This is a genomic window from Streptomyces albidochromogenes (assembly GCF_005981925.1).
Classification (GTDB): domain Bacteria; phylum Actinomycetota; class Actinomycetes; order Streptomycetales; family Streptomycetaceae; genus Streptomyces; species Streptomyces albidochromogenes.
The window spans coordinates 1-25,108 of record NZ_VBVX01000041.1 but is presented as its reverse complement, the minus strand read 5'-3'; the positions used below and the strand labels follow the sequence as shown (position 1 = coordinate 25,108).

General features: G+C 70.5%; 22 protein-coding genes. 12 read left to right on the top strand and 10 right to left on the bottom strand.

Features of this window, described 5'->3' with window-relative positions; translation table 11 throughout:
* Window positions 1–291 precede the first annotated feature (291 nt).
* Together E2E34_RS08445 and era are read left to right on the top strand one after the other, a co-directional pair.
* The gene (locus E2E34_RS08445) at window positions 292–651 is read left to right on the top strand and encodes a transglycosylase family protein (RefSeq protein ID WP_425573343.1); all 360 of its coding nucleotides are present in this window, start codon (window positions 292–294) and stop codon (window positions 649–651) included.
* Between the two features lie 112 nt (window positions 652–763).
* The gene (era, locus tag E2E34_RS08440; RefSeq protein WP_138901288.1) at window positions 764–1,705 is read left to right on the top strand and encodes a GTPase Era; all 942 of its coding nucleotides are present in this window, start codon (window positions 764–766) and stop codon (window positions 1,703–1,705) included.
* A gap of 3 nt (window positions 1,706–1,708) precedes the next feature.
* Here era and E2E34_RS08435 read toward each other — a convergent pair whose 3' ends face one another.
* The 3 genes from E2E34_RS08435 to E2E34_RS08425 form a co-directional block, all read right to left on the bottom strand.
* A complete protein-coding gene (locus E2E34_RS08435; RefSeq protein ID WP_138901287.1) occupies window positions 1,709–3,088 on the bottom strand; it encodes a GH1 family beta-glucosidase in 1,380 nt (459 codons plus the stop codon).
* 111 nt (window positions 3,089–3,199) lie between these two features.
* Entirely contained in the window at window positions 3,200–3,466 is a 267-nt protein-coding gene (locus E2E34_RS08430) for a protealysin inhibitor emfourin (RefSeq protein ID WP_138901286.1), read from the bottom strand.
* 25 nt (window positions 3,467–3,491) lie between these two features.
* Window positions 3,492–4,550, bottom strand: coding sequence for a M4 family metallopeptidase (locus E2E34_RS08425; protein ID WP_138901285.1), 1,059 nt, complete (start codon window positions 4,548–4,550; stop codon window positions 3,492–3,494).
* Window positions 4,551–4,856: 306 nt separating this feature from the next.
* Between E2E34_RS08425 and leuA the strand changes: the two genes are divergently transcribed.
* Both leuA and E2E34_RS08415 read left to right on the top strand, forming a co-directional pair.
* Window positions 4,857–6,614, top strand: a complete 1,758-nt coding sequence (gene leuA / locus E2E34_RS08420; RefSeq protein WP_138901284.1) for a 2-isopropylmalate synthase — start codon at window positions 4,857–4,859, stop codon at window positions 6,612–6,614.
* A 103-nt stretch (window positions 6,615–6,717) separates the two neighbouring features.
* Complete coding sequence (locus tag E2E34_RS08415) at window positions 6,718–7,479, top strand: TerB family tellurite resistance protein (RefSeq protein WP_138901283.1); 762 nt, start codon at window positions 6,718–6,720, stop codon at window positions 7,477–7,479.
* 27 nt (window positions 7,480–7,506) lie between these two features.
* On the opposite strand, the gene E2E34_RS08410 is transcribed toward E2E34_RS08415, so the two are convergent.
* A complete protein-coding gene (locus E2E34_RS08410; protein ID WP_138901282.1) occupies window positions 7,507–8,877 on the bottom strand; it encodes an FAD-dependent oxidoreductase in 1,371 nt (456 codons plus the stop codon).
* A 158-nt stretch (window positions 8,878–9,035) separates the two neighbouring features.
* On the opposite strand from E2E34_RS08410, the gene recO reads away from it, so the two are divergent.
* Genes recO through E2E34_RS08395 form a run of 3 tightly spaced genes read left to right on the top strand, consistent with a single transcriptional unit; the run spans window position 9,036 to window position 11,202 of the window.
* A complete protein-coding gene (gene recO, locus E2E34_RS08405) occupies window positions 9,036–9,782 on the top strand; it encodes a DNA repair protein RecO (RefSeq protein WP_138895302.1) in 747 nt (248 codons plus the stop codon).
* A gap of 20 nt (window positions 9,783–9,802) precedes the next feature.
* Window positions 9,803–10,630, top strand: coding sequence for an isoprenyl transferase (locus E2E34_RS08400; protein WP_138901281.1), 828 nt, complete (start codon window positions 9,803–9,805; stop codon window positions 10,628–10,630).
* Window positions 10,631–10,674: 44 nt separating this feature from the next.
* Window positions 10,675–11,202 carry a YcxB family protein gene (locus E2E34_RS08395; protein ID WP_138901280.1) on the top strand — a complete coding sequence of 176 codons (528 nt, stop codon included), beginning with the start codon at window positions 10,675–10,677 and terminating at the stop codon, window positions 11,200–11,202.
* Window positions 11,203–11,279: 77 nt separating this feature from the next.
* Here the strand turns inward: E2E34_RS08395 and E2E34_RS08390 are convergent, their stop codons facing one another.
* From E2E34_RS08390 to E2E34_RS08375, 4 genes are all read right to left on the bottom strand, one after another.
* Complete coding sequence (locus E2E34_RS08390) at window positions 11,280–11,699, bottom strand: Fur family transcriptional regulator (protein WP_028813525.1); 420 nt, start codon at window positions 11,697–11,699, stop codon at window positions 11,280–11,282.
* Window positions 11,700–11,764: 65 nt separating this feature from the next.
* Window positions 11,765–12,679, bottom strand: a complete 915-nt coding sequence (locus tag E2E34_RS08385; RefSeq protein ID WP_138901279.1) for a metal ABC transporter permease — start codon at window positions 12,677–12,679, stop codon at window positions 11,765–11,767.
* A 2-nt stretch (window positions 12,680–12,681) separates the two neighbouring features.
* Window positions 12,682–13,455 carry a metal ABC transporter ATP-binding protein gene (locus E2E34_RS08380; RefSeq protein ID WP_138901278.1) on the bottom strand — a complete coding sequence of 258 codons (774 nt, stop codon included), beginning with the start codon at window positions 13,453–13,455 and terminating at the stop codon, window positions 12,682–12,684.
* Window positions 13,456–13,508: 53 nt separating this feature from the next.
* Entirely contained in the window at window positions 13,509–14,498 is a 990-nt protein-coding gene (locus E2E34_RS08375; RefSeq protein ID WP_138901277.1) for a metal ABC transporter substrate-binding protein, read from the bottom strand.
* A gap of 167 nt (window positions 14,499–14,665) precedes the next feature.
* Between E2E34_RS08375 and E2E34_RS08370 the strand changes: the two genes are divergently transcribed.
* Together E2E34_RS08370 and E2E34_RS08365 are read left to right on the top strand one after the other, a co-directional pair.
* Window positions 14,666–16,051 (top strand): glycine--tRNA ligase, encoded by a 1,386-nt coding sequence (locus E2E34_RS08370; protein ID WP_069928840.1) that lies wholly within the window; start codon window positions 14,666–14,668, stop codon window positions 16,049–16,051.
* Window positions 16,052–16,274: 223 nt separating this feature from the next.
* Entirely contained in the window at window positions 16,275–16,496 is a 222-nt protein-coding gene (locus E2E34_RS08365) for a DUF6243 family protein (protein WP_138901276.1), read from the top strand.
* 66 nt (window positions 16,497–16,562) lie between these two features.
* Here E2E34_RS08365 and E2E34_RS08360 read toward each other — a convergent pair whose 3' ends face one another.
* Window positions 16,563–18,017 (bottom strand): MFS transporter, encoded by a 1,455-nt coding sequence (locus E2E34_RS08360; protein ID WP_138901275.1) that lies wholly within the window; start codon window positions 18,015–18,017, stop codon window positions 16,563–16,565.
* 52 nt (window positions 18,018–18,069) lie between these two features.
* Between E2E34_RS08360 and dusB the strand changes: the two genes are divergently transcribed.
* The 3 genes from dusB (at window position 18,070) to E2E34_RS08345 (ending at window position 24,080) form a co-directional block, all read left to right on the top strand.
* Window positions 18,070–19,209 (top strand): tRNA dihydrouridine synthase DusB, encoded by a 1,140-nt coding sequence (gene dusB, locus E2E34_RS08355; RefSeq protein WP_138901274.1) that lies wholly within the window; start codon window positions 18,070–18,072, stop codon window positions 19,207–19,209.
* 377 nt (window positions 19,210–19,586) lie between these two features.
* Window positions 19,587–22,328 (top strand): pyruvate, phosphate dikinase, encoded by a 2,742-nt coding sequence (gene ppdK / locus E2E34_RS08350; RefSeq protein WP_138901273.1) that lies wholly within the window; start codon window positions 19,587–19,589, stop codon window positions 22,326–22,328.
* 672 nt (window positions 22,329–23,000) lie between these two features.
* On the top strand, window positions 23,001–24,080 hold the full coding sequence (locus E2E34_RS08345; RefSeq protein WP_138901272.1) for an ArsR/SmtB family transcription factor: 1,080 nt from the start codon (window positions 23,001–23,003) through the stop codon (window positions 24,078–24,080).
* Here E2E34_RS08345 and E2E34_RS08340 read toward each other — a convergent pair.
* The coding region (locus E2E34_RS08340; RefSeq protein WP_138901271.1) for an alkaline phosphatase PhoX at window positions 24,050–25,108 on the bottom strand (1,059 nt) is incomplete at its 5' end. The two genes, E2E34_RS08345 and E2E34_RS08340, sit on opposite strands and share 31 nt — an antisense overlap.

Below are 25,108 nucleotides of genomic sequence, written 5' to 3'. Positions count from 1 at the left end.
TGGCGGTGGTCTCGTGTGAGGAGGCGCACGCCCGCCGCGGCGGGGGCCGGGCGGCCCTCGCGGCGGCGCAGGGCCGACCCGGCGGGACGCCCGCTCCGGCGGGACGGCGGGACCTTCGGCCCGGGCCTTTCGGCCCGCACCCGAGCTGTCAAGAGGCGGGGCCGGAAGGCCCGCGCGTGCTCCCGAAGGACCGTGGATCCCGGCGCACCGCGCTGCGACGGTGGAGTCATGCCCAGCAGGGAGCCTCCGCTCCGAGGGCAGCCCCCCGCCCCCGAACAAAGGTCACCCGACGTGCTCTCCTCTCTGACCCGCACCGCCCTGCGCCGCCGCGTCACCGGTTCCTTCGTCGCCGCGGGAGCCACCGGCATGCTGGTCCTCGCCGGCACCGGCAGCGCCTCCGCCGCCCCGACGGCCGACTGGTCCGCGGTCGCCCAGTGCGAGTCCGGCGGCGACTGGAAGGCGAACACCGGCAACGGCTTCTCCGGCGGCCTCCAGTTCACCCAGTCCACCTGGGCCGCGTACGGCGGCACGAAGTACGCGGCGAGCGCCCACCAGGCCACCCCGCAGCAGCAGGCCGCAGTCGCCGACAAGGTCCTCCAGGGCCAGGGCATCGGCGCCTGGCCGGTGTGCGGCGCCAAGGCCGGCCTCTGACACCAGCCGGAGCCACCCGCGCGGCCCGTTCCGGCAGCCGGGGCCGCCCCCGCGTGAACGCCCGGGCCGACACTGGTCGGCCCGGCGGCGTACATCGGGGAGAATGGCACGCATGAGCGCTCGCACCCAGTCTTCCGAGGCCCCCCACCGGGCCGGCTTCGCCTGCTTCGTCGGCCGCCCCAACGCGGGCAAGTCCACCCTGACGAACGCTCTGGTCGGCCAGAAGGTCGCCATCACGTCCAGCCGGCCGCAGACCACGCGCCACACGGTGCGCGGCATCGTGCACCGCCCCGACGCGCAGCTGATCCTGGTCGACACCCCCGGCCTCCACAAGCCGCGCACGCTGCTCGGCGAGCGTCTCAACGACGTCGTACGCACCACCTGGGCCGAGGTCGACGTGATCGGCTTCTGCCTGCCCGCCGACCAGAAGCTCGGCCCCGGCGACAAGTTCATCGCCAAGGAACTCGCGGGCATCAAGAAGACGCCGAAGGTCGCGATCGTCACCAAGACCGACCTCGTCGACTCCAAGCAGCTCGCGGAACAGCTCATCGCCGTCGACCAGCTCTCCAAGGAGCTCGGCTTCGAGTGGCAGGAGATCGTGCCGGTCTCCGCCGTCGGCGACCAGCAGGTTTCGCTCCTCGCCGACCTGCTGATCCCGCTGCTCCCGGAGAGCCCGCCGCTCTACCCCGAGGGCGACCTCACCGACGAGCCCGAGATGGTCATGGTCGCGGAGCTGATCCGCGAGGCCGCCCTCGAAGGCGTACGGGACGAGCTGCCGCACTCCATCGCGGTCGTCGTCGAGGAGATGCTGCCGCGCGAAGACCGCCCGGCCGACAAGCCGCTCCTCGACATCCACGCGAACGTCTACATCGAGCGTCCCAGCCAGAAGGGCATCATCATCGGCCCCAAGGGCCAGCGCCTGAAGGACGTCGGTACGAAGTCGCGCAAGCACATCGAGGCGCTGCTGGGCACGCCGGTCTACCTGGACCTGCACGTCAAGGTCGCCAAGGACTGGCAGCGGGACCCCAAGCAGCTGCGCAAGCTGGGGTTCTAGCCGTCACGGCCGCCCGGGGGACCCGGGCGGCCGCTGCTCGCGCAACGCCTCCCGCAGCCAGTGGAACGACGCCTTCGGGGTGCGCGCCAGCGTCTCGTAGTCGATGTGGACCAGACCGAACCGCTGGGTGTACCCCTCGGCCCACTCGAAGTTGTCCATCAGCGACCAGACGAAGTACCCGCGCACGTCGACACCCGCCTCCAGAGCGCGGTGCAGCGCCCGCAGATGGCCGTCGAGGAAGGCGATCCGCTCCTGGTCGTCCAGACCGTCGTACGAGCAGCCGTTCTCGGTGACGACCACGGGCGGCAGCCGGTCGCCGTACCGCTCCCGGAACGACGTCAGCAGTTCGGTCAGGGCGTCGGGGACGACCGGCCAGCCGAAGGCCGTCCGCGGGTGCCCCTCGATCTCCCGTACGGAGAACGGCATCTCCGGCGGTATCGCGATGCCCGCGAAGTCGGTGGGCGCGTCCGGGCCGGGGGCCCCGACGAGCGTCGGCTGGTAGTAGTTGATCCCGTACCAGTCGAGCGGCCGTGACGCGATGAGCGCCAGATCGTCCGCCACCGGTCCCGGCAGCATCTCGGCGATCCCGTCCGGATACCGCCCGAGCAGCAGGGGGTCGGCGAACAGCCGGTTGAGCAGCAGATCGTAGAAGTCGGCGGCGCCCCGGTCCTCTTCGCCGTCCGACACCGGCCGCACCGGCCCGTGCGAGTTCGCGATCCCGATGCCGTCCGCGCCCCTGGCCCGCAGCGCCTGTACGGCGAGACCGTGCCCCAGGAGCTGGTGGTGGGCGGCGGGCAGCGCGCCGAAGAGCAGGCGCCTGCCGGGGGCGTGCTGCCCGAGCCCGTACCCGAGCAGCGTCACTTCGGCGGGCTCGTTCAGGGTGATCCAGCGGTCCACCCGGTCGCCGAGCCGGGCGGCCACCACATCGGCGTACTCCGCGAACCGGTGGGCGGTGTCCCGCTCCAGCCAGCCGCCGGCCTTCTCCAGCGCCAGCGGGGTGTCCCAGTGGAAGAGGGTCGGCACGGGGCGCACTCCCGCCGCGCACAGCTCGTCGACGAGCCGGTCGTAGAAGTCGAGTCCCGCCCCGTTGACCGCCCCGGCGCCCTCCGGCAGCACCCGCGACCAGGACACCGAGAAGCGGTACGCCCCGACGCCCAGGTCCTTGATCAGCGCCACGTCCCGCGCGTACCGGTGGTAGTGGTCGGTCGCCACGGACGCGTCGGAGCCGTCCTTGATCCGCCCCGGTTCGGCGGCGAAGGCGTCCCACGACGACATGCCCCGCCCGTCCTCGCCGACCGCGCCCTCGATCTGGTGGGCCGAAGTCGACACCCCCCAGAGGAAGTCGGCGGGGAAGCGGGGCAGCGGGCGCGGCGGCGACGTCATGCAGCGATGCTCACTACCGCCGGTAACCGTGTCAATGGCGAGTGCGGCCGGGAACGCGGTCGCCTCGGACGGCGATCAGCCGGACCCGGCCGCCCGCGGAGCTTCGACCGGTCAGGCCCCTTCCTTCAGGACCTGCGAGATGAGCCGGCTCTGCGCCTCGGTGAGTCTCGGGTCCGCGCAGTAGACGGTCTCGCCGTCGACGGTGATCTGGTAGCTGAATCCGTCCGGGACGCCGACCGGCGGTGTGCCCCGGCCGGCGGCGACCGCCTCCTCGACCAGGGCGTGCCACTCGCCGGCGTCGGGCCGTTCGGAGGTGTCGACCTCGGCGTACCGCTCGATGCCGGCGAAGCCTCCCGTACGCCTTACCCCAATTCGCATGGTTCCGTTCTAGTACGGATACGCCTCAGCCGGTAGGCACCCCGACCAGGGACCACGCTTTCAGCAGAGCCTCGAGCTCCTCGCCGTCACCGAAACGGGCCCGGGCCGCCGCCACGGTGGCGCGCGCGAAGTCGGCGAAGCTCGCGTCGACCTCGAGGCTCCCGCCGGTCAGGGTGTCGTACCAGATCTGGCCCGCCCGCTCCCACGCCCGGCCGCCGAGGTCCGTGGCGAGGAGGTAGAAGGCGTGGTTCGGGATGCCGGAGTTGATGTGCACGCCGCCGTTGTCCCGGCCGGTACGGACGTAGTCCTCCATCTTCGCGGGCTGCGGGTCCTTGCCGAGGACGTCGTCGTCGTACGCCGTGCCGGGCGCCTTCATGGAGCGCAGGGCCACCCCGGTGACGCGCTCGGTCAGCAGGCCCGCGCCGATGAGCCAGTCGGCCCGGTCGGCGGTCTCGTCGTTGACGTACTGCTTGACCAGGGAGCCGAAGACGTCGGACACCGACTCGTTGAGCGCGCCGGGCTGGCCGAAGTACGTGAAGTTGGCCGTGTACTGCGTCAGACCGTGGGCCAGCTCGTGGGCGATCACGTCCACCGGGATGGTGAAGTCGCGGAAGATCTCGTCGCCGTCGCCGAAGACCATCTGCCGGCCGTCCCAGAAGGCGTTGCCATAGTTCTCGCCGTAGTGGACGCTCGCCACGAGCGGCAGCCCGGTCCCGTCGATCGAGTCCCGCTCGAAGCCCTTGAGGAGCAGCTCGAAGGTGGCGCCGAGACCCGCGTACGCACGGTTGACGGTGGCGTCCCGGCCGGGCTCGTCGCCCTCGCCGCGCACCTTGACGCCCGGCAGCCGCTGACCGTGCTGCGCGTCGTAGACCGTGCGGTGCGGCTTGCCGGCGGCCGCGCCCTGGGGCACGGTCGCGGCCGGTGCGCCGAGCACCGTGGTCAGCCGGCGGTGGGTGCGCTGGGCGGCGTCCGCTTCGAGGGTCCGGCGGGCGGGGCCCGCGAGGTCCGGATCGTCGGCCTGGGCGAGCTTGTCGAGGACGTGGGGCGGCACGATGGTGCAGAACACGGGATGTGTGGCCTTCATGGCCGCAATGTGGCACTGGGTCACATGGCTGTCACTACTTGCGACCATGATTGATGAAATCGAGTGAAGGATCACTTTCGCCCGTTACCCGCCCGTTACCCCCGGGGTGGTCCCGCATACTGATACGGGTCCGGCGAAACCGGCCCGACTCGGCTAGGCTGCGGCACATCATGCGTTACGGGCTGCTTCTCCTTAGCTGCCGCGGCGAGGGTCTGTAGTTCCAGGCCGACCCCCTCCCCGCGGAGTCTGGTGCTGCAGCGACACCGTCGGCCGTCCCCTTTGCAGGACACCGAGGAGCCCCACGCGATGAACGCCCCTGTTGGCCGCCCCACGCCGATCACCAACGCGACGCAGCTGCAGAAGCCGTCCGGGATGCCGGTCCACAAGTACGGCCCGTACGAGGCCGTGGACATCCCCGACCGGACCTGGCCGGACCGCCGCATCACCAAGGCGCCCCGCTGGCTCTCCACCGACCTGCGCGACGGCAACCAGGCGCTGATCGACCCCATGAGCCCGGCCCGCAAGCGCGAGATGTTCGACCTGCTCGTACGCATGGGCTACAAGGAGATCGAGGTCGGCTTCCCGTCCTCCGGCGAGACGGACTTCAACTTCGTCCGCTCCATCATCGAAGAGGGCGCGATCCCCGAGGACGTGACGATCTCCGTCCTGACGCAGGCCCGCGAGGAGCTGATCGAGCGGACCGTCGAGTCGCTGGTCGGCGCCCGGCGCGCGACCGTGCACCTCTACAACGCCACCGCGCCGACCTTCCGCCGCGTCGTCTTCCGCGGCTCCAAGGAGCAGGTCAAGCAGATCGCCGTGGACGGCACCCGGCTGGTGATGGAGTACGCCGACAAGCTGCTGGGCCCGGAGACGGTCTTCGGTTACCAGTACAGCCCGGAGATCTTCACCGACACCGAGCTGGACTTCGCCCTGGAGGTCTGCGAGGCCGTCTGCGACGTGTGGCAGCCGGAGGAGGGCCGGGAGATCATCCTGAACCTGCCCGCCACCGTGGAGCGTTCGACGCCGTCCACGCACGCGGACCGCTTCGAGTGGATGTCCCGCAACCTGTCCCGCCGCGAGTACGTCTGCCTGTCCGTGCACCCGCACAACGACCGGGGCACCGCCGTCGCCGCCGCCGAGCTGGCGATCATGGCGGGCGCCGACCGCATCGAAGGCTGCCTGTTCGGGCAGGGCGAGCGCACCGGCAACGTCGACCTGGTCACCCTGGGCATGAACCTGTTCTCCCAGGGCGTCGACCCACAGATCGACTTCTCGCAGATCGACGACATCCGCCGCACCAGCGAGTACTGCAACCAGATGGAGGTCCACCCGCGCCACCCCTACGCGGGCGACCTGGTCTACACCGCCTTCTCCGGCTCCCACCAGGACGCCATCAAGAAGGGCTTCGACGCCATGGAGGCCGAGGCGGCCGCCGCCGGCAAGACGGTCGACGACATCGAGTGGGCCGTGCCGTACCTGCCGATCGACCCGAAGGACGTGGGCCGTTCGTACGAGGCGGTCATCCGGGTCAACTCGCAGTCCGGCAAGGGCGGCATCGCGTACGTCCTGAAGAACGACCACAAGCTGGACCTGCCGCGCCGCATGCAGATCGAGTTCTCCCGGATCATCCAGGCCAAGACGGACGCCGAGGGCGGTGAGGTCACGCCGAAGGCGATCTGGTCGGTCTTCCAGGACGAGTACCTGCCGAACTCGGCCAACGCCTGGGGACGCATCCAGCTGCGCTCCGGCCAGACCACCACCGACACGGACGGCCAGGACACGCTGACCGTCGAGGCGGTCGTGGACGGCGTCGACACCGTGCTGACCGGCACCGGCAATGGCCCGATCTCGGCCTTCTTCGAGGCGCTGGGCGCGGTCGGCGTGGACGCCAGGCTGCTGGACTACCAGGAGCACACGATGAGCGAGGGTGCGAGCGCCCAGGCCGCCTCGTACATCGAATGCGCCATCGACGGCAAGGTGCTGTGGGGCATCGGCATCGACGCGAACACCACGCGCGCGTCGCTGAAGGCGGTCGTCTCCGCCGTGAACCGCGCCGCGCGCTGAGCCTGCGGCCCCGGCACGACGCGAGCCGGGCGGGTCGATTTTCGGCCACGCCCGGCTCCTCGTGTGTCTCCCTCACGCCCGGGGTGCTGACGCGGCCTCGCGGATGTGGCTAACATCACGGCCACACGGCAGCGTTGCCGGAGCGTTACGGAGGTGCGACGTGCTGCAGACCCGAGGGCGGAAACGATGTGTATGGGGCGTTCGCACCGCGTGGAACACCGTAGGTGACGGCGAGTTCTTCTGCCCCGACTGCGGCGGCGACCGCAACTACCGGCGCCGTACGGGCCGCAGACGCCTCACCGTGCTCGGCATCCCGGTCCTGGCGCGCGGTGACGTGGGCCCGGTCGTCGAATGCGCGGCCTGCCAGGCCCGCTTCGGCACCGAGGCGCTCGACCACCCCACCACCGTCCGCTTCGCCGCGATGCTGCGCGACGCCGTTCACACCGTCGCCCTCGCCGTGCTCGCGGCCGGCGGGGCCTCGTCGCGCACGGTCCGGGTCACCGCCGTCCGGGCCGTCCGCGCCGCCGGGTTCGACGACTGCACCGAGGACCGGCTCACCACCCTGATCGACGCCCTCGCCGCCGACGCCGGGCGCCTTCCCGGCGCGTACGGAGGGGCCGCGGACCCCGCCGACCCCTGCGGCGCCGCGCTCGCCATCGAGCTGCACGAGGCGCTCGAACCGCTGGCCCCGCACCTCGCGCCCGCCGGCCGTGAAGCGATCCTGCTCCAGGGCGCCCGGATCGCCCTCGCCGACGGCCCGTACAGCCCGGCGGAGCGCGAGGTGCTGACGATCGTCGGCGGCGCGCTGCTTATCCGCCCGGAGGACACGGCCCGGCTGCTCACGACGGCGCGTACGCCCTCATAGGCCCGCCGGGCCCGGTCCCGCCCCTGCTCAGTCCTGAGGAGCCGCGCTCGCGCGCAGCATGTCCTCGCGCTCGACGATCTTCACGCGCTCGCGGCCCTCGGCGGCGCCCAGCGCGCGCTCGGCGCTGTCGAGGCGGTGCCAGCCCTCCCACGTCGTGTACGCGACGCCCCGGCCCGCGAGGAAGTCCACCACGGCGTCCTCCTGCGGCGCGGCGGGAGCGGGCAGGCGGCCGGCTCCGTGGTCTTCCAGGAGGTGGGCCACCGTCTCGTTGGCGTCGCCCTTGGTGTGGCCGATGAGGCCGACGGGGCCGCGCTTGATCCAGCCGGTGACGTACGTCGAGGGAAGGTGCTCGCCCGCCTCGATCACGCGGCCGCCCTCGTGCGGGACGGTGCCGGTGGTGAAGTCGAAGGGCAGCTTGGGCAGTTCGTCGGAGAGGTAGCCCACCGCGCGGTAGACGGCCTGCACGTCCCAGGTCCGCGTCTCGCCCGTGCCCGTGACATTGCCCGTGCCGTCCAGCTCCGTGCGCTCCGTGCGCAGGCCGACGACCCTGCCGTCCTCGCCGACGACCTCGGTGGGCGACTCGAAGAAGTGCAGGAAGAGCTTGTGGGGCCGGTCGCCGATGTCCCGGATCGCCCAGTTCTCCAGCGTCTTGGCGACCATGTCCGCCTGCTTGTTGGCGCGGCGGGTGGCGATGCTGCCGTCGTCGTAGTCGATGTCCTCGGGGTTGACGACGACCTCGATGGTGGGGGAGTGGTCCAGTTCGCGCAGCTCCATCGGGCTGAACTTCGCCTGCGCCGGTCCGCGCCGCCCGAAGACGTGGATCTCGCGCGCCTGGTTGGCGGCGAGGCCGTCGTACACGTTCGCCGGGATCTCGGTCGGGAGCAGCTCGTCGGCGGTCTTCGCGAGGATGCGCGCCACGTCGAGCGCGACGTTGCCGACGCCGAGGACGGCGACCTTCTCGGCGTCGAGCGGCCAGGTGCGCGGGACGTCCGGGTGGCCGTCGTACCAGGAGACGAAGTCGGCGGCGCCGTAGGAGCCGTCGAGGCCGATGCCGGGTATGTCCATCGCCCGGTCGGCGCTCGCACCGGTGGAGAAGATCACCGCGTCGTAGAACGCCCGCAGGTCGTCCAGGCCGATGTCGGACGGGTAGTCGACGTTCCCGAAGAGGCGTATCTGCGGCTTGTCCAGCACCTGGTGGAGGGCGGTGACGATGCCCTTGATACGCGGGTGGTCGGGTGCCACGCCGTACCGGATGAGACCGAAGGGAGCCGGCATCCGCTCGAAGAGGTCGATGGACACCCCGGGGTCGGTCGCGGCGTCGGACTTCAGCAGGGCGTCGGCGGCGTAGATCCCGGCGGGGCCGGCGCCTACGATCGCGACCCTCAGGGGGCGGGGCATGGGGAAGTTTCCCTTCGGGTGGCGACAACTGTCTCGTGCGTCACCCTAGGCAACGATATGCCGGGTCAGGTACGTGACCCCCGCCTATGACCTCATAAGCAGACCTTATGAGGACTCAAAGGTCTCCTTGATGACGGCGTCTGGGCGAGAATGGACCCATGACCCTGTTCCGCGACGACGGCATCGTGCTGCGCACCCAGAAGCTGGGTGAGGCGGACCGGATCATCACGCTGCTCACCCGCGGTCACGGCCGGGTACGCGCCGTCGCCCGGGGCGTGCGGCGGACCAAATCCAAGTTCGGCGCGCGGCTGGAGCCCTTCTCGCACGTCGACGTGCAGTTCTTCTCCCGCGGCAGCGAACTCGTCGGGCGCGGCCTGCCGCTGTGCACCCAGAGCGAGACGATCGCCCCGTACGGCGGCGGAATCGTCACCGACTACGGCCGCTACACCGCCGGCACGGCGATGCTGGAGACCGCCGAGCGGTTCACCGACCACGAGGGCGAGCCCGCCGTGCAGCAGTACCTGCTGCTCGTCGGCGGCCTGCGCACCCTGGCCCGCGGCGAGCACGCCCCGAACCTCATCCTCGACGCCTTCCTGCTGCGTTCGCTGGCCGTCAACGGCTACGCGCCGAGCTTTGACGACTGCGCGCGGTGCGGGCTGCACGGGCCGAACCGGTTCTTCTCCGTCGCCGCCGGCGGTGTCGTCTGCGGCGACTGCCGGGTGCCCGGAAGCGTCGTACCCTCGGCTGAGGCCGTCGGACTGCTCAGCGCGCTGCTGACGGGGGACTGGGAGACGGCGGACAGCTGTGAGGCGCGGCACGTCCGGGAGGGCAGCGGGCTGGTGTCGGCCTATCTGCACTGGCACTTGGAGCGCGGCCTGCGCTCGCTGCGGTATGTGGAAAAGTGAATCGAGGGAGAGAGAAGCTCATGGCACGACGCGGGATTCTGGGCCGTAACCGGCGCGAGTACAGGACGCCGGAGCCGCACCCGTCCGGCGCGCGGCCGCCGAAGATCCCCAGCGAGCTGGTCCCGGAGCACGTGGCCGTCGTCATGGACGGCAACGGCCGCTGGGCGAAGGAGCGCGGGCTTCCGCGCACCGAGGGCCACAAGGTCGGCGAGGGCGTCGTACTCGACGTGCTCAAGGGCTGCCTCGAAATGGGCGTCAAGAACCTCTCCCTGTACGCCTTCTCCACCGAGAACTGGAAGCGCTCGCCGGAGGAGGTGCGCTTCCTGATGAACTTCAACCGGGACGTCATCCGCCGCCGCCGCGACGAGATGGACGAACTCGGCATCCGCATCCGGTGGACCGGCCGGATGCCCAAGATGTGGAAGTCCGTCGTCCAGGAGCTCCAGGTCGCCCAGGAGCAGACCAAGAACAACGACGCCATGACGCTGTACTTCTGCGTCAACTACGGCGGGCGCGCGGAGATCGCGGACGCGGCGCAGGGCATCGCGCGCGATGTGGCGGCGGGAAAGCTCGACCCGTCGAAGGTCAATGAGAAGACCTTCGCGAAGTACATGTACTACCCGGACATGCCGGACGTGGACCTCTTCGTGCGCCCCAGCGGCGAACAGCGCACGTCCAACTACCTGATCTGGCAGAGCGCGTACGCCGAGATGGTCTTCCAGGACGTCCTGTGGCCCGACTTCGACCGCCGCGACCTGTGGCGGGCCTGCGTCGAGTACGCCTCCCGCGACCGGCGCTTCGGCGGCGCCGTCCCGAACGAGGAGCAGCTGGCCGCGGGCAGCATGTAGGGCGGCGCGGGGCGGGCCGCGCCGGATGGTTAGGATCCCGCCCCATGGATCATCAGGGGCGGGACATCATTGAGGCCGCGGAAAGCGTCGAGCTGACGTACCGGCCGGCGCGCGGCGACGTTCTGGCGGGCCTCCGGGTCCGTGACCGCGTACGGCGGCTCCATGTGCTGCGGGGGGCGGTGATGACGCTGTTCGCGGGCTGCGGCCTGCTGCTGCTGGTCGCGCCCGGAGGGCCGCCGGCGGGCAACGTCCTGCTGTGCGTCCTGGTCGTGTTGCTCGTCTGGGCGGTTCCGCACGTGCAGGCGCACCACGTGATGCGCGTCGTGGGGTGGCAGGGCGAATACCGTACGACGGTCACCGGGGCGGGCGTGTCCGCCGCCACCGAGCACGCGACCCTGACCGTGCGCTGGTCGCTCCTGCGGGGCTACCGGGAGACCCGCGACCACGTCGTGCTGCTCAGCCGGGACCCGGGCATCCTGTGCCTGGAGGTCCTGCCCAAGCGCGGCCTCGCGGCCCCGGACGACATGGGCCGGCTGCGGGACATCCTCGACCGGAACCTGCGGCGGCTCTGAGACGCCCCTGAGGGCCCGTGGGCGTGAAAGCGGGCCCGCACCGGACATCGACCGGTGCGGGCCCCCTCTCGTACGCCTCAGACGCTCGCCGCGCACTCCACGCAGGTGCCGAAGATCTCCACGGTGTGGGCCACGTTGACATAGCCGTGCTGGGCCGCGATGGCCTCCGCCCACTTCTCGACCGCGGGGCCCTCGACCTCGACGGCCTTGCCGCACACCCGGCACACCAGATGGTGGTGGTGCTCACCGCTGGAACAGCGCCGGTACACCGCCTCGCCCTCGCTGGTGCGCAGGACGTCCACCTCGCCGGCGTCGGCGAGGGACTGCAGGGTGCGGTAGACCGTCGTCAGCCCGACCGAGTCGCCCCGGTGCTTGAGCATGTCGTGAAGCTCCTGCGCGCTGCGGAACTCGTCCACCTCGTCGAGCGCGGCCGCCACGGCGGCCCGCTGCCTGGTGGACCGGCCACGCACCGGGGATGGGGTTCCCGCAGTGGTCACAGGTGCCTCCTCTGGTCGCCCGTACGTATGTCGGGCCATTCTGCCAGGTCGCCGCCGGATGCCGGTCAGACCTTGGCGACGTAGGCGGGGCGGGAGCCGTCCGGCAGTCCGCCCGCCTCCACGCTACAGCCGGCCGGCGCCCCGGCATCCGCCTCGGACAGGGTCCGGCTCCGGCGCCGGGCGAGCGGGCCGGCCAGCGCGGTCAGCACGAAGAAGACACCGATGGCCAGCAGCACGATCGTCGCGCCCGGCGGCACCTCGTACTCGTACGAGGTGACCGTGCCGGCCAGCGTCACGGCCGTGCCGATGACCACGGCGAGGACGAACGTCACCTTGAAGGACCGCGTGATCTGCTGCGCCGCCGCCACCGGCACCACCATCAGCGCGCTGACCAGCAGCAGCCCGACGACGCGCATGGCGACGGTGACCGTGACCGCTGCGGTGACCGCGATCAGGAGATTCAGGGCGCGCACCGGCAGACCGGTCACGCGGGCGAACTCCTCGTCCTGGCTGATCGCGAAGAGGTGCCGCCGCAGGCCGACCGTGACGAGCATCACAAAGGCGGCGAGCAGGCAGATCGCGACGACGTCCGCGTCCGAGACGGTCGACAGCGAGCCGAAGAGGTACGAGGTGAGGTTGGAGTTCGAGCCGTTCGGGGCGAGGTTGATCAGCAGGACGCCGCCCGCCATGCCGCCGTAGAAGAGCATGGCCAGCGCCATGTCGCCGCGCATGCGGCCGTACCAGCGGATCAGTTCCATCGCGACGGCGCCGGCGATCGAGACGAGCGCGGCCATCCACACCGGGTTGGCGCTCAGCAGGAAGCCGAGGCCGACGCCGGTCATGGCGACATGGCCGATGCCGTCGCCCATCAGGGCCTGGCGGCGCTGGACGAGGTAGATGCCGACGGCGGGGGCGGTGATGCCGACGAGGACGGCGGCGAGCAGGGCCCGCTGCATGAAGGCTGTTTCGAGAATTTCCATGATCAGGTCAGCAGTCCCGTCCGGACGGGCTCGGAGTCCGAGTGCGGGTGTACGTGGTCGTGACCGGGCAGCGCGTGCTGGCCGAGCGACCGCGGGGGCGGTCCGTCGTGGGTGACACAGCCGTCGCGCAGCACGACCGCTCGGTCGATCAGCGGCTCCAGGGCGCCGAGTTCGTGCAGGACGAGCAGGACGGTCGTACCGGCGACGACCTGCTCGCGCAGAGTCGTGGCGAGGATCTCCTGGCTGACGAGGTCCACGCCCGCCATCGGCTCGTCCATGATCAGCAGTTCCGGCTCGGAGGCGAGCGCCCGCGCGATCAGGACGCGCTGGTGCTGGCCGCCCGAGAGGGCGTTCACGGAGTCCTTGGCGCGGTCCGCGAGCCCGACGAGCTCGATGGCGCGGTGCACGGCGGCCCGGTCGGCCTTCGAGGGCCACCGCAGCTTCGCGCGGGAGAGGCGGCCGGACGAGACGACCTCGTACACGGTCGCGGGAACGCCGCTGGCGGCCGTCGTGCGCTGCGGTACGTACCCGACGCGCGCCCAGTCGCGGAAGCGGCGCAGCGGCGTGCCGAAGAGGTCGACGGAGCCGCCGGTGAGGGGCACCTGGCCGATCACGGAACGCACCGCGGTCGACTTGCCGGAGCCGTTGGCGCCGAGCAGGGACACGACCTCGCCGCGGTGCACGGCGAGGTCGACGCCGCGCAGCACCGGGCGTGAGCCGAGCGTTGCGGTGGCGCCGCGCAGCGATATGACGGGCTGCTCTGGCTCTGGCTTCATGGCTCGCGCCTCCGTTGCTGCCGGGGTGCCGGGTGTGCTGGGGGAGACCTGGTTCACTTCGCGCCGAGGGCCTTCTCCAGCGCGGCGAGGTTGGACTCCATGACCTCGATGTAGTCAGCGCCCTCGGACTTGTCCGTGATTCCCTCCAGCGGGTCCAGGACGTCGGTCTTCAGGCCGGTGTCGTCCGCGAGGGTCTTGGCGGTCCTGTCGCTGACGAGCGTCTCGAAGAAGACCGTGGTGACCTTGTCGTCCTTGGCGGTCTTCTGGAGCGTCTTCATGCGGGAGAGGCTGGGCTCGGACTCGGGGTCGACGCCGCTGATGCCCTCCTGCTTGAGGTGGTAGCGCTCGGCGAGGTAGCCGAAGGCGGCGTGTGTCGTGATGAACGTCCGGGTGTCGGTGTTCTTCAGGCCCTTGTCGAACTTCGTGTGCAGGCCGTCGAGCTTGCCGACCAGGGCGTCGGTGTTCTTCTTGTACGCGGCGGCGTGGTCGGGGTCGGCCTTCTCCAGGGCCTTCCCGACGCCCTTGGCGACCTCGGAGTACTTCACGGGGTCGAGCCAGACGTGGGGGTCGCCGCCGGCCTCGGAGTGGTCGTGGCCTTCTTCGGCGTGCTCGTCCGCGTGCTCCTCGCCGGAGTGCTCGTCGTGGCCGGCCTCGGTACCGTGTTCTTCGAGGTGGGTGAGGCCGGCGGCGTCGACGGCGTGTTCCACACCGGACTGCGCGACCGCCTCGTCGACGGCGGGCTGGAGGCCCTTGAGGTAGAGGATGAGGCCCGCGTCGCCGAGTCCGGCGGTCTGCTTCGGGCTGAGCTCCAGGTCGTGCGGTTCCACGCCCGGCTTCGTGAGGGTCGAGACGGATACGTGGTCGCCGCCTATCTCCTCGGCGAGGAACTGCATCGGGTAGAACGACGCCACCACGTCGAGCTTGCCGTCGCCGTTCTTGCCGGCGGCGCCGGAGGACGAGGAGCAGGCGCTGACGGCCATCAGGCCGAGCGCCACGGCCCCGGCGGTGGCGGCGGTGGGTATGAGGCGTCGTCGTACGTTCATGACACCCATTTTCAACAAAAGTGGAAACGATTGTCAATAATGCGGGATGTGACCTGAGCCCGGCCCCCTCGGCGATCCCGTGCCCCGGTACCGATTTGATCCGAGGGGTACGAGCGCCGGTAATCTGAATCATTCGCGTTCGTCGTCGTCGTAATGAAGAGAGCACCGTGGCCGCCGACAAGATCGACACCATCGTCAGCCTGAGCAAGCGCCGTGGCTTCGTCTACCCGTGCAGTGAGATCTACGGCGGCTCCCGGGCCGCCTGGGACTACGGGCCGCTGGGTGTCGAGCTCAAGGAGAACATCAAGCGCCAGTGGTGGCGCTCCATGGTCATCGCGCGCGAGGACGTCGTCGGTCTCGACTCCTCGGTGATCCTGGCCCCCGAGGTGTGGGAGGCGTCCGGTCACGTCGCGACGTTCTCCGACCCGCTCACCGAGTGCACCGCGTGCCACAAGCGCCACCGCGCCGACCACCTGATCGAGGCGTACGAGGCCAAGCACAACGGTCGTGCCCCCGAGAACGGCCTGGCCGACGTCAACTGCCCGAACTGCGGCACCAAGGGCCAGTTCACCGAGCCCAAGCAGTTCTCCGGCATGCTGGAGACGCACCTGGGCCCGACCCAGGACACCGGCTCGCGCGCCTTCCTGCGCCCCGAGACCGCGCAGGGCATCTTCACCAACTTCGCCCAGGTGCAGCAGACTTCGCGCAAGAAGCCGCCGTTCGGCATCGCGCAGATGGGCAAGTCCTTCCGGAACGAGATCACTCCGGGCAACTTCATCTTCCGCACCCGCGAGTTCGAGCAGATGGAGATGGAGTTCTTCGTCAAGCCGGGCGAGGACGAGCAGTGGCAGGAATACTGGATGGAGCAGCGCTGGAGCTGGTACCGCGAGCTTGGTCTCCGTGAGGAGAACATGCGCTGGTTCGAGCACCCGGCGGAGAAGCTCTCGCACTACTCGAAGCGCACCGCCGACATCGAGTACCGCTTCAACTTCGGCGGCAACGAGTTCTCCGAGCTGGAGGGCGTGGCCAACCGCACGGACTTCGACCTCAAGGCGCACTCCAAGGCGTCCGGCCAGGACCTGTCGTTCTTCGACCAGGAGGCCGGCGAGCGCTGGACTCCGTACGTCATCGAGCCGGCGGCCGGCGTGAACCGCGCCATGCTCGCCTTCATGCTCGACGCGTACATCGAGGACGAGGCGCCGAACGCCAAGGGCGTCATGGAGAAGCGCACCGTGATGCGCCTCGACCCGCGCCTGGCGCCGGTCAAGGTCGCGGTCCTGCCGCTGTCCCGCAACCCGCAGCTGTCGCCGAAGGCCAAGGGCCTGGCGACCGACCTGCGCAAGAACTGGAACATCGAGTTCGACGACGCCGGCGCCATCGGCCGCCGCTACCGTCGTCAGGACGAGATCGGTACGCCGTTCTGCGTGACCGTCGACTTCGACACCCTCGACGACAACGCGGTGACGGTGCGCGAGCGCGACACCATGAAGCAGGAGCGCGTCTCGCTGGACCAGATCCAGTCGTACCTGGGCGGCCGCCTCCTCGGCTGCTGACCTGTCCGTACGCCCGAAGGCCCCGGTTCCGCGCAGCGGAGCCGGGGCCTTCGCGTCGCCCCCGGGGCGGGGCGGCGGGAAAATCTGGTGCCCGGCGCCCCCGCGGCCCGGTAATGTCGCATGCATGTTCTTCCAGATCTACGAGTGAGCGCGCGGCGGACCCCACGTCCGCCCCCCACCCGACGAATCCGCAGATCACTTCTCATCACTTCGGGAGAACCCCGTGGCAAAGAGCCGCAACAACCTTCTCGGCGTAGGCGGGCAGCGCAAGAGGATGTCCCGCGCCGAACTCGCGGCCAACGGCCCGACACGCAACGCCGACCGCAAGCTCGCCTCCGACCACAAGGAGGAGCTGCTGCGCAAGATGCGTGAGCGCGCCGCCGGGCCGGAAGACGTCGAGGCGGCCGCCGACGGCGGCCAGGACACCCAGGACGCGCAGAGCTGACGTACAAGCGCCCCAGAGGTGGGCCCGGACCGCACGCGGCGGTCCGGGCCCACTCCCGTGTCCGGCTCAGGGCGCCGCGCGCGCCGCCGGACGGCCGCCGGGGGAGCCGTCCAGGCGGGCGGCCGTCCGGCAGGCGGTGCGCAGGGCCCACGGACCGCTGGTCAGCGCGCCCACCAGCAGGACGCAGAGCCCGCAGCCGGCGATGATCCACCAGGCCGGCCCGCTCGCCGCGACGAAGGCGTCCTCGTACGCGCGCCCGTGCAGCCCGGCGGCGAGCACCGCGCCGATGACGGCGACGCCGAGCGTCTGGCCGACCTGCCGGCTCGTCGAGGCGACGGCGGCGGCCACGCCCGCCTGGGCGCGTGGCATGCCCGACACGGCGGTGTTGGTGATCGGCGCGTTCACCAGGCCGAAGCCGATGCCGAAGAGCACGTACCCGGTGAACAGCAGGGGTGTGGACGTCTCCGCCTCGAACGCCGCGAACAGCACCCCGCTGGCCGCCATCGTGACGCCGGCCACCAGGAGCGGGAGCCGGGGACCCCGGCTGCCGACGAGGCGCCCGGACAGCGGCGCGCAGACCAGGGTCAGCCCCGCCATCGGCAGCATGTAGAGCCCGGCGTGCAGCGCCGAGAACCCGCGTACGTCCTGGAGGTACAGCGTGTTCACGAAGAGGAACCCGCCGAGCGCCGCGAACGCGCACACCGCGATCACCGTGGCCCCGCTGAAGGGCGCGCTGTGGAAGAACCGCAGATCGATCAGTGGGTCCGCCCGTCTCGGCTCGTACACGAGCAGGCCCGCGAGGGCCGCCACGGCCGTTCCCGCGCACAGCAGGATCACCGGTGACGTCCAGCCCTCCACGGGCGCCTCGATGATCGCGTACGTGAGCGGGCCGAGCAGTGCGACGACGAGCAGCTGTCCCACCGGGTCGGGGCGGCGCGGCCTCGGGGCGCGCGACTCGGGCACGTACCGGGCCGTCAGCAGCAGGGCGGCGACGCCCACCGGCAGGTTGACCCAGAAGATGGCCCGCCAGCTCACCGCGTCCACCAGCAGCCCGCCGATCAGCGGGCCGGCCGCCATGGAGATCCCGACCACACCGCCCCACACACCGATCGCGCGCGCCCGTGCGCGCGGCTCCGTGAAGGTGTTGGTGATGATCGACATGGCGACGGGGTTGAGCATCGAGCCGCCGACGGCCTGGACCGTGCGGAAGGCCACGAGCGCGCCGAGATTCGGGGCCAGGGAGCACAGCAGCGAACCGAGGGTGAAGAGCACGAGACCAACCTGGAAGACCTTGCGCCGCCCGATCCGGTCGGCGGTCGATCCCGCGAGCATCAGGAGCGAGGCGAGGACGAGCGTGTACGCGTCGACGGCCCACTGCATTCCGGCGACCGTCGCGCCGAGTTCCTCGCGCATGGAGGGGAGCGCGACGTTGAGCGCGGTGTTGTCGAGGCTCACGATCAGCAGGCTCATGCAGCAGATCGCCAGCACCAGCAACCGCCGCCGGTGGCTCAGCTCGGGCATACGCGGATAGTACGGCTCACTAACGACTCTCGCCGTACGGGACAATGGGGCCATGACCACCGCGCTCCCCATGCTCTCCATCGGCCCGCACTCCGTGCAGCCGCCGGTGGTGCTCGCTCCCATGGCCGGCATCACCAACGCTCCTTTCCGCACCCTGTGCCGTGAGTTCTCCGGCGGCAAGGGGCTGTTCGTGAGCGAGATGATCACGACGAGGGCGCTGGTCGAGCGCAATGAGAAGACCATGCAGCTGGTCCACTTCGACGCGACGGAGACGCCGCGCTCGATCCAGCTGTACGGCGTGGACCCGGTCACCGTCGGCAAGGCGGTCCGCATGATCGTGGACGAGGACCTGGCCGATCACATCGACCTGAACTTCGGCTGCCCGGTCCCGAAGGTGACGCGCAAGGGCGGCGGCTCGGCGCTCCCGTACAAGCGGCCCCTGCTGCGCGCCATCCTGACCGAGGCCGTCTCCAACGCGGGCGACCTGCCGGTAACGATGAAGATGCGCAAGGGCATCGACGACGACCACCTCACCTACCTCGACGCGGGGCGGATCGCGGTCCAGGAGGGCGTCACGGCGATCGCGCTGCACGGGCGCACGGCGGCGGAGCACTACGGCGGCACGGCCGACTGGGACGCCATCGCGCGCCTGAAGGAGCACGTGCCGGAGATCCCGGTCCTGGGCAACGGCGACATCTGGTCCGCCGACGACGCCCTGCGGATGATGCGCGAGACCGGCTGTGACGGCGTGGTCGTCGGGCGCGGGTGCCTGGGGCGGCCCTGGCTGTTCGCGGACCTGGTGGCGGGCTTCGAGGGCACCGGCGCGTACGCCGCCCCGACGCTGCGCGAGGTCGCCGCGGTGATGCGCAGGCACGCGGAACTGCTGGGTGAGTGGATCGGGGACGAGGCACGCGGGGTCATTGACTTCCGTAAGCACGTCGCCTGGTACCTGAAGGGGTTCTCGGTCGGTTCGGAGATGCGGAAGAAGCTTGCGATCTCCTCATCCCTGGACGAAATGGACGCTCACTTGAGCGAGCTCGATCTGGACCAGTCGTGGCCGGTGGGGGCGGACGGGCCCAGGGGGCGTTCGTCCGGCAATGGGCGGGTTGTCCTGCCCGATGGCTGGCTGAAGGACCCGTACGACTGCTCCGCCGTGAGCGCGGATGCGGAGTTGGACACGTCCGGAGGGTGAGATTCCGGTCTCGGTAGGGTCTCATCTGAGAAGTGATCCTCGCCACGCCTGATGCGCTCATTGCTCAGATGAGCACATCAGGCGGGGTTGCACCTCTCAAAAGGTGGCACTGGGTGCCACCTTCTTTTGTTTTGATCGATCAAACCATCCCTCACGGTGTGGTGATCATCTGCGCTGAGACGCTGACTGTGCGTAGTTTTGAGTTGAACACTTGAACGCACGCCGACGGGTCCCCGAAGTTGTTGATCACTTTCGATCTGCTGGCGGACGAGTGGTTAAGGCCTCATGACAGTCAGGTGGACGTACCCAGACACCTTCGATCTGGGTATGTTCCTCGCCGTCAGGGCAGCCACCGCGTCCTCGAGGAGTCGAGACCCGTGTCGGAAAACAAAGAACCCCAGGTAGCCAACGCGCCCGAGGGTCAGAAGTTCGTTTATGACTTCACCGAAGGCAACAGGAACCTCAAGGACCTGCTGGGTGGCAAGGGCGCCAACCTCGCCGAGATGACCAACCTCGGGCTGCCCGTTCCTCCGGGCTTCACCATCACCACCGAGGCGTGCAAGGTCTACCTCGACAGCGGCGAGGCGCCGGAGGCGCTGCGCGCCGAGGTCAGCCGGCACCTCGACGCCCTCGAGCAGAAGATGGGCAAGAAGCTCGGCCAGGCCGACAACCCGCTGCTCGTCTCCGTGCGCTCGGGCGCCAAGTTCTCCATGCCCGGCATGATGGACACCGTCCTGAACATCGGGCTCTCCGACAAGTCGGTCACCGGTCTCGCCAAGCAGGCCGGCGGCGACGAGCGCTTCGCGTGGGACTCGTACCGCCGTCTCATCCAGATGTTCGGCAAGACCGTCCTCGGCGTCGACGGCGAGCTCTTCGAAGAGGCGCTGGAGCAGGCCAAGCACGCCAAGAAGGTCACGGTCGACACCGACCTCGAGGCGGCCGACCTCAAGAAGCTGGTCCGCAAGTTCAAGAAGATCGTCTCCGACCAGGCCGGGCGCGACTTCCCGCAGGACCCGCGCGAGCAGATGGACCTCGCCATAAACGCGGTCTTCGACTCGTGGAACACCGACCGCGCGAAGCTGTACCGCCGCCAGGAGCGCATCCCCGGCGACCTCGGCACGGCCGTCAACGTCTGCTCCATGGTCTTCGGCAACCTCGGCCCCGACTCCGGCACCGGCGTCGCCTTCACCCGCGACCCCGCCAGCGGCCACCAGGGCGTGTACGGCGACTACCTGCAGAACGCGCAGGGCGAGGACGTCGTCGCCGGTATCCGCAACACCGTGCCGCTCGCCGACCTCGAGAGCATCGACAAGGCGTCGTACGACCAGCTCATGCAGATCATGGAGACGCTGGAGACCCACTACAAGGATCTCTGCGACATCGAGTTCACGATCGAGCGCGGCCAGCTGTGGATGCTCCAGACCCGTGTCGGCAAGCGCACCGCCGGTGCCGCCTTCCGCATCGCCACGCAGCTCGTCGACCAGGGCCTCATCGACGAGGCCGAGGCGCTCCAGCGCGTCAACGGCGCACAGCTCGCGCAGCTGATGTTCCCGCGCTTCGACGACGAGGCGAAGACCGAGAAGCTGGGCCGCGGCATCGCCGCCTCCCCGGGCGCCGCGGTCGGCAAGGCCGTCTTCGACTCGTACACGGCCGTCAAGTGGTCGCGCTCCGGCGAGAAGGTCATCCTCATCCGCCGTGAGACCAACCCCGACGACCTCGACGGCATGATCGCCGCCGAGGGCATCCTGACCTCGCGCGGCGGCAAGACCTCGCACGCCGCCGTCGTCGCCCGCGGCATGGGCAAGACCTGTGTCTGCGGCGCCGAGGAGATCGAGGTCGACACGAAGCGCCGCCGCATGACGGCCCCGGGCGGGATCGTCGTCGAGGAGGGCGACGTCGTCTCCATCGACGGCTCCACCGGCAAGGTGTACCTCGGAGAGGTGCCCGTCGTACCGTCGCCGGTCGTCGAGTACTTCGAGGGCCGCATGCACGCCGGCGCCGACGACGCCGACGAGCTGGTCGCCGCCGTGCACCGGATCATGGCGTACGCCGACCGGGTGCGCCGCCTGCGGGTGCGCGCCAACGCCGACAACGCCGAGGACGCGCTGCGCGCCCGCCGCTTCGGCGCCCAGGGCATCGGCCTGTGCCGCACCGAGCACATGTTCCTCGGTGAGCGCCGCGAGCTCGTCGAGCGGCTGATCCTGGCCGACACCGACGACGAGCGCGAGCAGGCGCTGGGCGCGCTGCTGCCGCTCCAGAAGGCCGACTTCATCGAGCTGTTCGAGTCGATGGACGGGCTCCCGGTGACGGTGCGGCTGCTCGACCCGCCGCTGCACGAGTTCCTCCCCGACATCACCGAGCTGTCGGTCCGCGTCGCCCTCGCCGAGTCCCGCAAGGACCACAACGAGAACGACCTGCGCCTCCTGCAGGCCGTGCACAAGCTGCACGAGCAGAACCCGATGCTGGGTCTGCGCGGGGTACGTCTGGGCCTCGTCATCCCGGGCCTGTTCGCCATGCAGGTGCGGGCGATCGCCGAGGCGGCCGCGCACCGCAAGAACGCCAAGGGCGACCCGCGTGCGGAGATCATGATTCCGCTCGTCGGCACCGTCCAGGAGCTGGAGATCGTCCGCGAGGAGGCCGACCAGGTCATCGCCGAGGTCGAGGCCGCCACCGGCACGAACCTGAAGCTGACCATCGGCACGATGATCGAGCTGCCGCGCGCCGCCCTGACGGCCGGCCAGATCGCCGAGGCCGCGCAGTTCTTCTCCTTCGGTACGAACGACCTCACCCAGACCGTCTGGGGCTTCTCCCGCGACGACGTCGAGGCGAGCTTCTTCACGGCGTACCTGGAGAAGGGCATCTTCGGGGTCTCCCCGTTCGAGACCATCGACCGCGACGGCGTCGGCTCGCTGGTGCGCTCGGCCGTCGAGGCGGGCCGCGCCACGCGCCCCGACCTGAAGCTCGGCGTGTGCGGCGAGCACGGCGGTGACCCGGAGTCGGTGCACTTCTTCCACGAGGTCGGCCTGGACTACGTGTCCTGCTCGCCCTTCCGGATCCCTGTGGCGCGCCTGGAGGCGGGTCGCGCGGCGGCGCAGTCGACGGGCAGCGACTCGCGCTAGACCGGCCGGCCCGCCAGGGCCCCGGAGCCGCCGGCGGTGCACCCTCACCCTCACCGGACCGGCGGCGGCTCCGGTACGAACGAAGCGGCGGTACCTCTCAGGAGGTGCTGCCGCTTCGTCCTGTCCGGTCCGGCGCCGGTACGCGACCTGCCGGGGGCGTCGCGCGGCATGGCGGTCTCCGAGCTGCGCGACCCGTCCTGAACTCCCCACGCTGGCCCAGGAGTTCGCGATCGCGGGCGCACCGTTTACGTGGCCGCGTCCGGCGTTCGCCGGTCCGGGCGGGCGGCTGGGTGGCACGTGACGACCGGGTATTCAAGGGGCGCTCGGACGTACAGGTCTGAACAAGACGGCAGCAGTTGAATTCCGCCAGTTTCCCCTAAAACGAGGCAGGATGCGGTCGCCGGATCCCCACCCGGCGACCACATCCTGATACCTCGTCGGACACTGAGCCGCTACCTTCGCCGACCGCCGCCAGACCCAGCAAAGCCCCCCACGGCCTTCACTGCGTCTTTCCGGTGACTCCGGTGTCGTGACCGACGAGGACAGCATTTCGTTCGGCACAGGGAGCGCGCGATGCGTTTCAACTGTGGCCGAAAGGCCGTGGTAACGGCGTGTGATGGCGTGCATACTCTGCTGCGGGGGGCGATTGCGGATGCAACAGATGGGGCTTCGGTGCTACGTGTTCATTTCTCCGGTGTTGACCTGTCGAGGATTCGGCTGTCCGACCGGCCGGACGCGTTATGGGAAACGGTGCTCAGTTTTCACAGATTGCGAGACCGGCGCGGTGCCAAGGTGTTCGGAGAATGGCGCCGGGAATCCCGGACTCGGTTGAACGGTGAAACACGACTGCTCGCATCTCTCATACCGAACAGGGGTTACTTTCCCGATTTCCTGACGCCTCGTGAGGGGGCGCGCGGCATGGACACGGGGCTGGAGGCCGTACGGGCCACCGCCCCCGAGCGGCTGCGCGCCGAACTCGCCCTGCTCGCCGCCTCCCGCCGCGCGGACGACCGGACGTCCCCGAGCAGCGCCGCCGCGTCCACGCATCAGCGCCTGGCGCCGCTGGCCGGCGGCCGGGGCGAGCCGCTGGCCCGCCTCGCCGGTGCGCTGCGCGGCTACCACCGCGCCACGGTCGAGCCGTACTGGCCGCACATCCAGGCCCGTATCGAGGCCGACCGGGCGGCCCGGGGCCGCGCTCTGCTCGACGGCGGCGCGGACGAACTCCTCGCCTCCCTGCCGCCGATGCTGCGCTGGCGGCCACCGGTCCTGGAGGCCGACTATCCGGTCGACCGGGATCTGTACCTGCGCGGCCGGGGCCTGCTGCTCCAGCCGTCGTTCTTCTGCCGGGGCACTCCGGTGGTCTACCGCGACCCGCAGTTGCCGCCCGTGCTCGTCTACCCCGTGACCCACGCGGACGCCCCGGTCCCGGTGGACGACCCCGGGCCGCCGCTGGGGCGGCTGGTCGGCCACACCCGCTCCACCGTGCTCGGGGCCATCGGCGGCGGCTGTACGACGAGCGAACTCGCCCGCCGGGCGGGGGTGTCGCTCGCCTCGGCGAGCCAGCACGCGTGCGTGCTGCGCGAGGCGGGCCTGATCGTCACCCTGCGCCACGGCAACGCGGTCCTCCACACCCTGACGCCACTGGGCGCCGCCCTCCTGCGGGGCGGCGCCACAGCGGAAGCGCTCGTACCTTCGTCGGACGTGACCGGAGCGGCGGGGCGTCAGCCGCGGAACGGCCCCGTGACCTCGTAGGTGATGCCGCCGGACGAGCTGCCGCTCGTACCGCGCTGGCTGGAGAAGTACAGGCGCCTGCCGTCCGGCGAGAACGCCGGGCCGGTGATCTCCGAGCCCGACTGGCCGTCGATCCGCAGGAAGGAGGCCACCATGTCGTCCGGCGTGATCACGCAGATCTCCATGTTCCCGCCGTCCTCGGCGACGAACAGGTCGCCGGACGACGTGCCCGTGACGTTGTCCACGCCGGTCAGGGGAGCGGTGCCGTTCACCAGCGAGTCGTCGTAGGCGAGCTCGATGGTCTGGGCGGCCGCGTTGTACTGCCACACGCGGTTGTCGCCCTTGGTGGTGAACCAGCAGGTGTCGTCGGCGTAGTAGCAGCCCTCGCCGCCCGTGAAGCGCTTGGCGCCGGAGACCTGGTTGCGGGTAGCGGTCGAGGCGCCGCTGGGGTCGGGGACGGTGGCCCAGGTGACGGGTCCCGACGTGCCCGAGCCCATCTTCAGCACCTCGAGCCGGCCCGCCGACAGGTCGCCCCACGTGGTGGGCGTGAAGCGGTAGAAGCAGCCGTCGGTCGTGTCCTCGGTGAGGTAGACGGTCCTGCGTACGGGGTCGGCGGCGGCGGCCTCGTGCTTGAAGCGGCCCATCGCGTCACGCCGTACGGCGGCCTTCACGCCCCACGGGTCGGTCTCGTAGACGTACCCCCGGTCGACCTCCTCGCAGGAGAGCCAGGTGTTCCACGGCGTCTTGCCGCCCGCGCAGTTCTGGCGGGTGGAGGACAGGATGCGGTACGCGCCGGTGATCGCGCCGGTGGAGGAGAAGCGGACCGCGCCCGCGCCGCCGGAGGGGTTGATCTCCGAGTTGGACACGTAGATCCACCCGGTGCCGTCGGCGTAACACGCGCCGCCGTCCGGCGCGTTGTGCCAGGTGTACGCGGTCGAGCCGACCTTCTGGCCGGAGCGGGCTATGACGCGGCTGGTGAAGCCGGACGGCAGGCGCAGGCCGTTGGCGTCGGCGGCGCCCAGCGCGCCGTAGGGGCCGGCGCCGCCGCC

Bases quoted from the DNA above. Each gene is read 5' to 3' on its own strand.
- E2E34_RS08400 (WP_138901281.1), top strand. From the start codon at position 9,803: ATGGCACGACGCGGGATTCTGGGCCGTAACCGGCGCGAGTACAGGACG.
- E2E34_RS08385 (WP_138901279.1), bottom strand. From the start codon at position 12,679: ATGGAAATTCTCGAAACAGCCTTCATGCAGCGGGCCCTGCTCGCCGCC.
- E2E34_RS08415 (WP_138901283.1), top strand. From the start codon at position 6,718: ATGTGGCTAACATCACGGCCACACGGCAGCGTTGCCGGAGCGTTACGG.
- E2E34_RS08395 (WP_138901280.1), top strand. From the start codon at position 10,675: ATGGATCATCAGGGGCGGGACATCATTGAGGCCGCGGAAAGCGTCGAG.
- E2E34_RS08360 (WP_138901275.1), bottom strand. From the start codon at position 18,017: ATGCCCGAGCTGAGCCACCGGCGGCGGTTGCTGGTGCTGGCGATCTGC.
- E2E34_RS08435 (WP_138901287.1), bottom strand. From the start codon at position 3,088: ATGACGTCGCCGCCGCGCCCGCTGCCCCGCTTCCCCGCCGACTTCCTC.
- E2E34_RS08425 (WP_138901285.1), bottom strand. From the start codon at position 4,550: ATGAAGGCCACACATCCCGTGTTCTGCACCATCGTGCCGCCCCACGTC.
- E2E34_RS08375 (WP_138901277.1), bottom strand. From the start codon at position 14,498: ATGAACGTACGACGACGCCTCATACCCACCGCCGCCACCGCCGGGGCC.
- dusB (WP_138901274.1), top strand. From the start codon at position 18,070: ATGACCACCGCGCTCCCCATGCTCTCCATCGGCCCGCACTCCGTGCAG.
- era (WP_138901288.1), top strand. From the start codon at position 764: ATGAGCGCTCGCACCCAGTCTTCCGAGGCCCCCCACCGGGCCGGCTTC.
- E2E34_RS08410 (WP_138901282.1), bottom strand. From the start codon at position 8,877: ATGCCCCGCCCCCTGAGGGTCGCGATCGTAGGCGCCGGCCCCGCCGGG.
- E2E34_RS08430 (WP_138901286.1), bottom strand. From the start codon at position 3,466: ATGCGAATTGGGGTAAGGCGTACGGGAGGCTTCGCCGGCATCGAGCGG.
- E2E34_RS08380 (WP_138901278.1), bottom strand. From the start codon at position 13,455: ATGAAGCCAGAGCCAGAGCAGCCCGTCATATCGCTGCGCGGCGCCACC.
- recO (WP_138895302.1), top strand. From the start codon at position 9,036: ATGACCCTGTTCCGCGACGACGGCATCGTGCTGCGCACCCAGAAGCTG.
- leuA (WP_138901284.1), top strand. From the start codon at position 4,857: ATGAACGCCCCTGTTGGCCGCCCCACGCCGATCACCAACGCGACGCAG.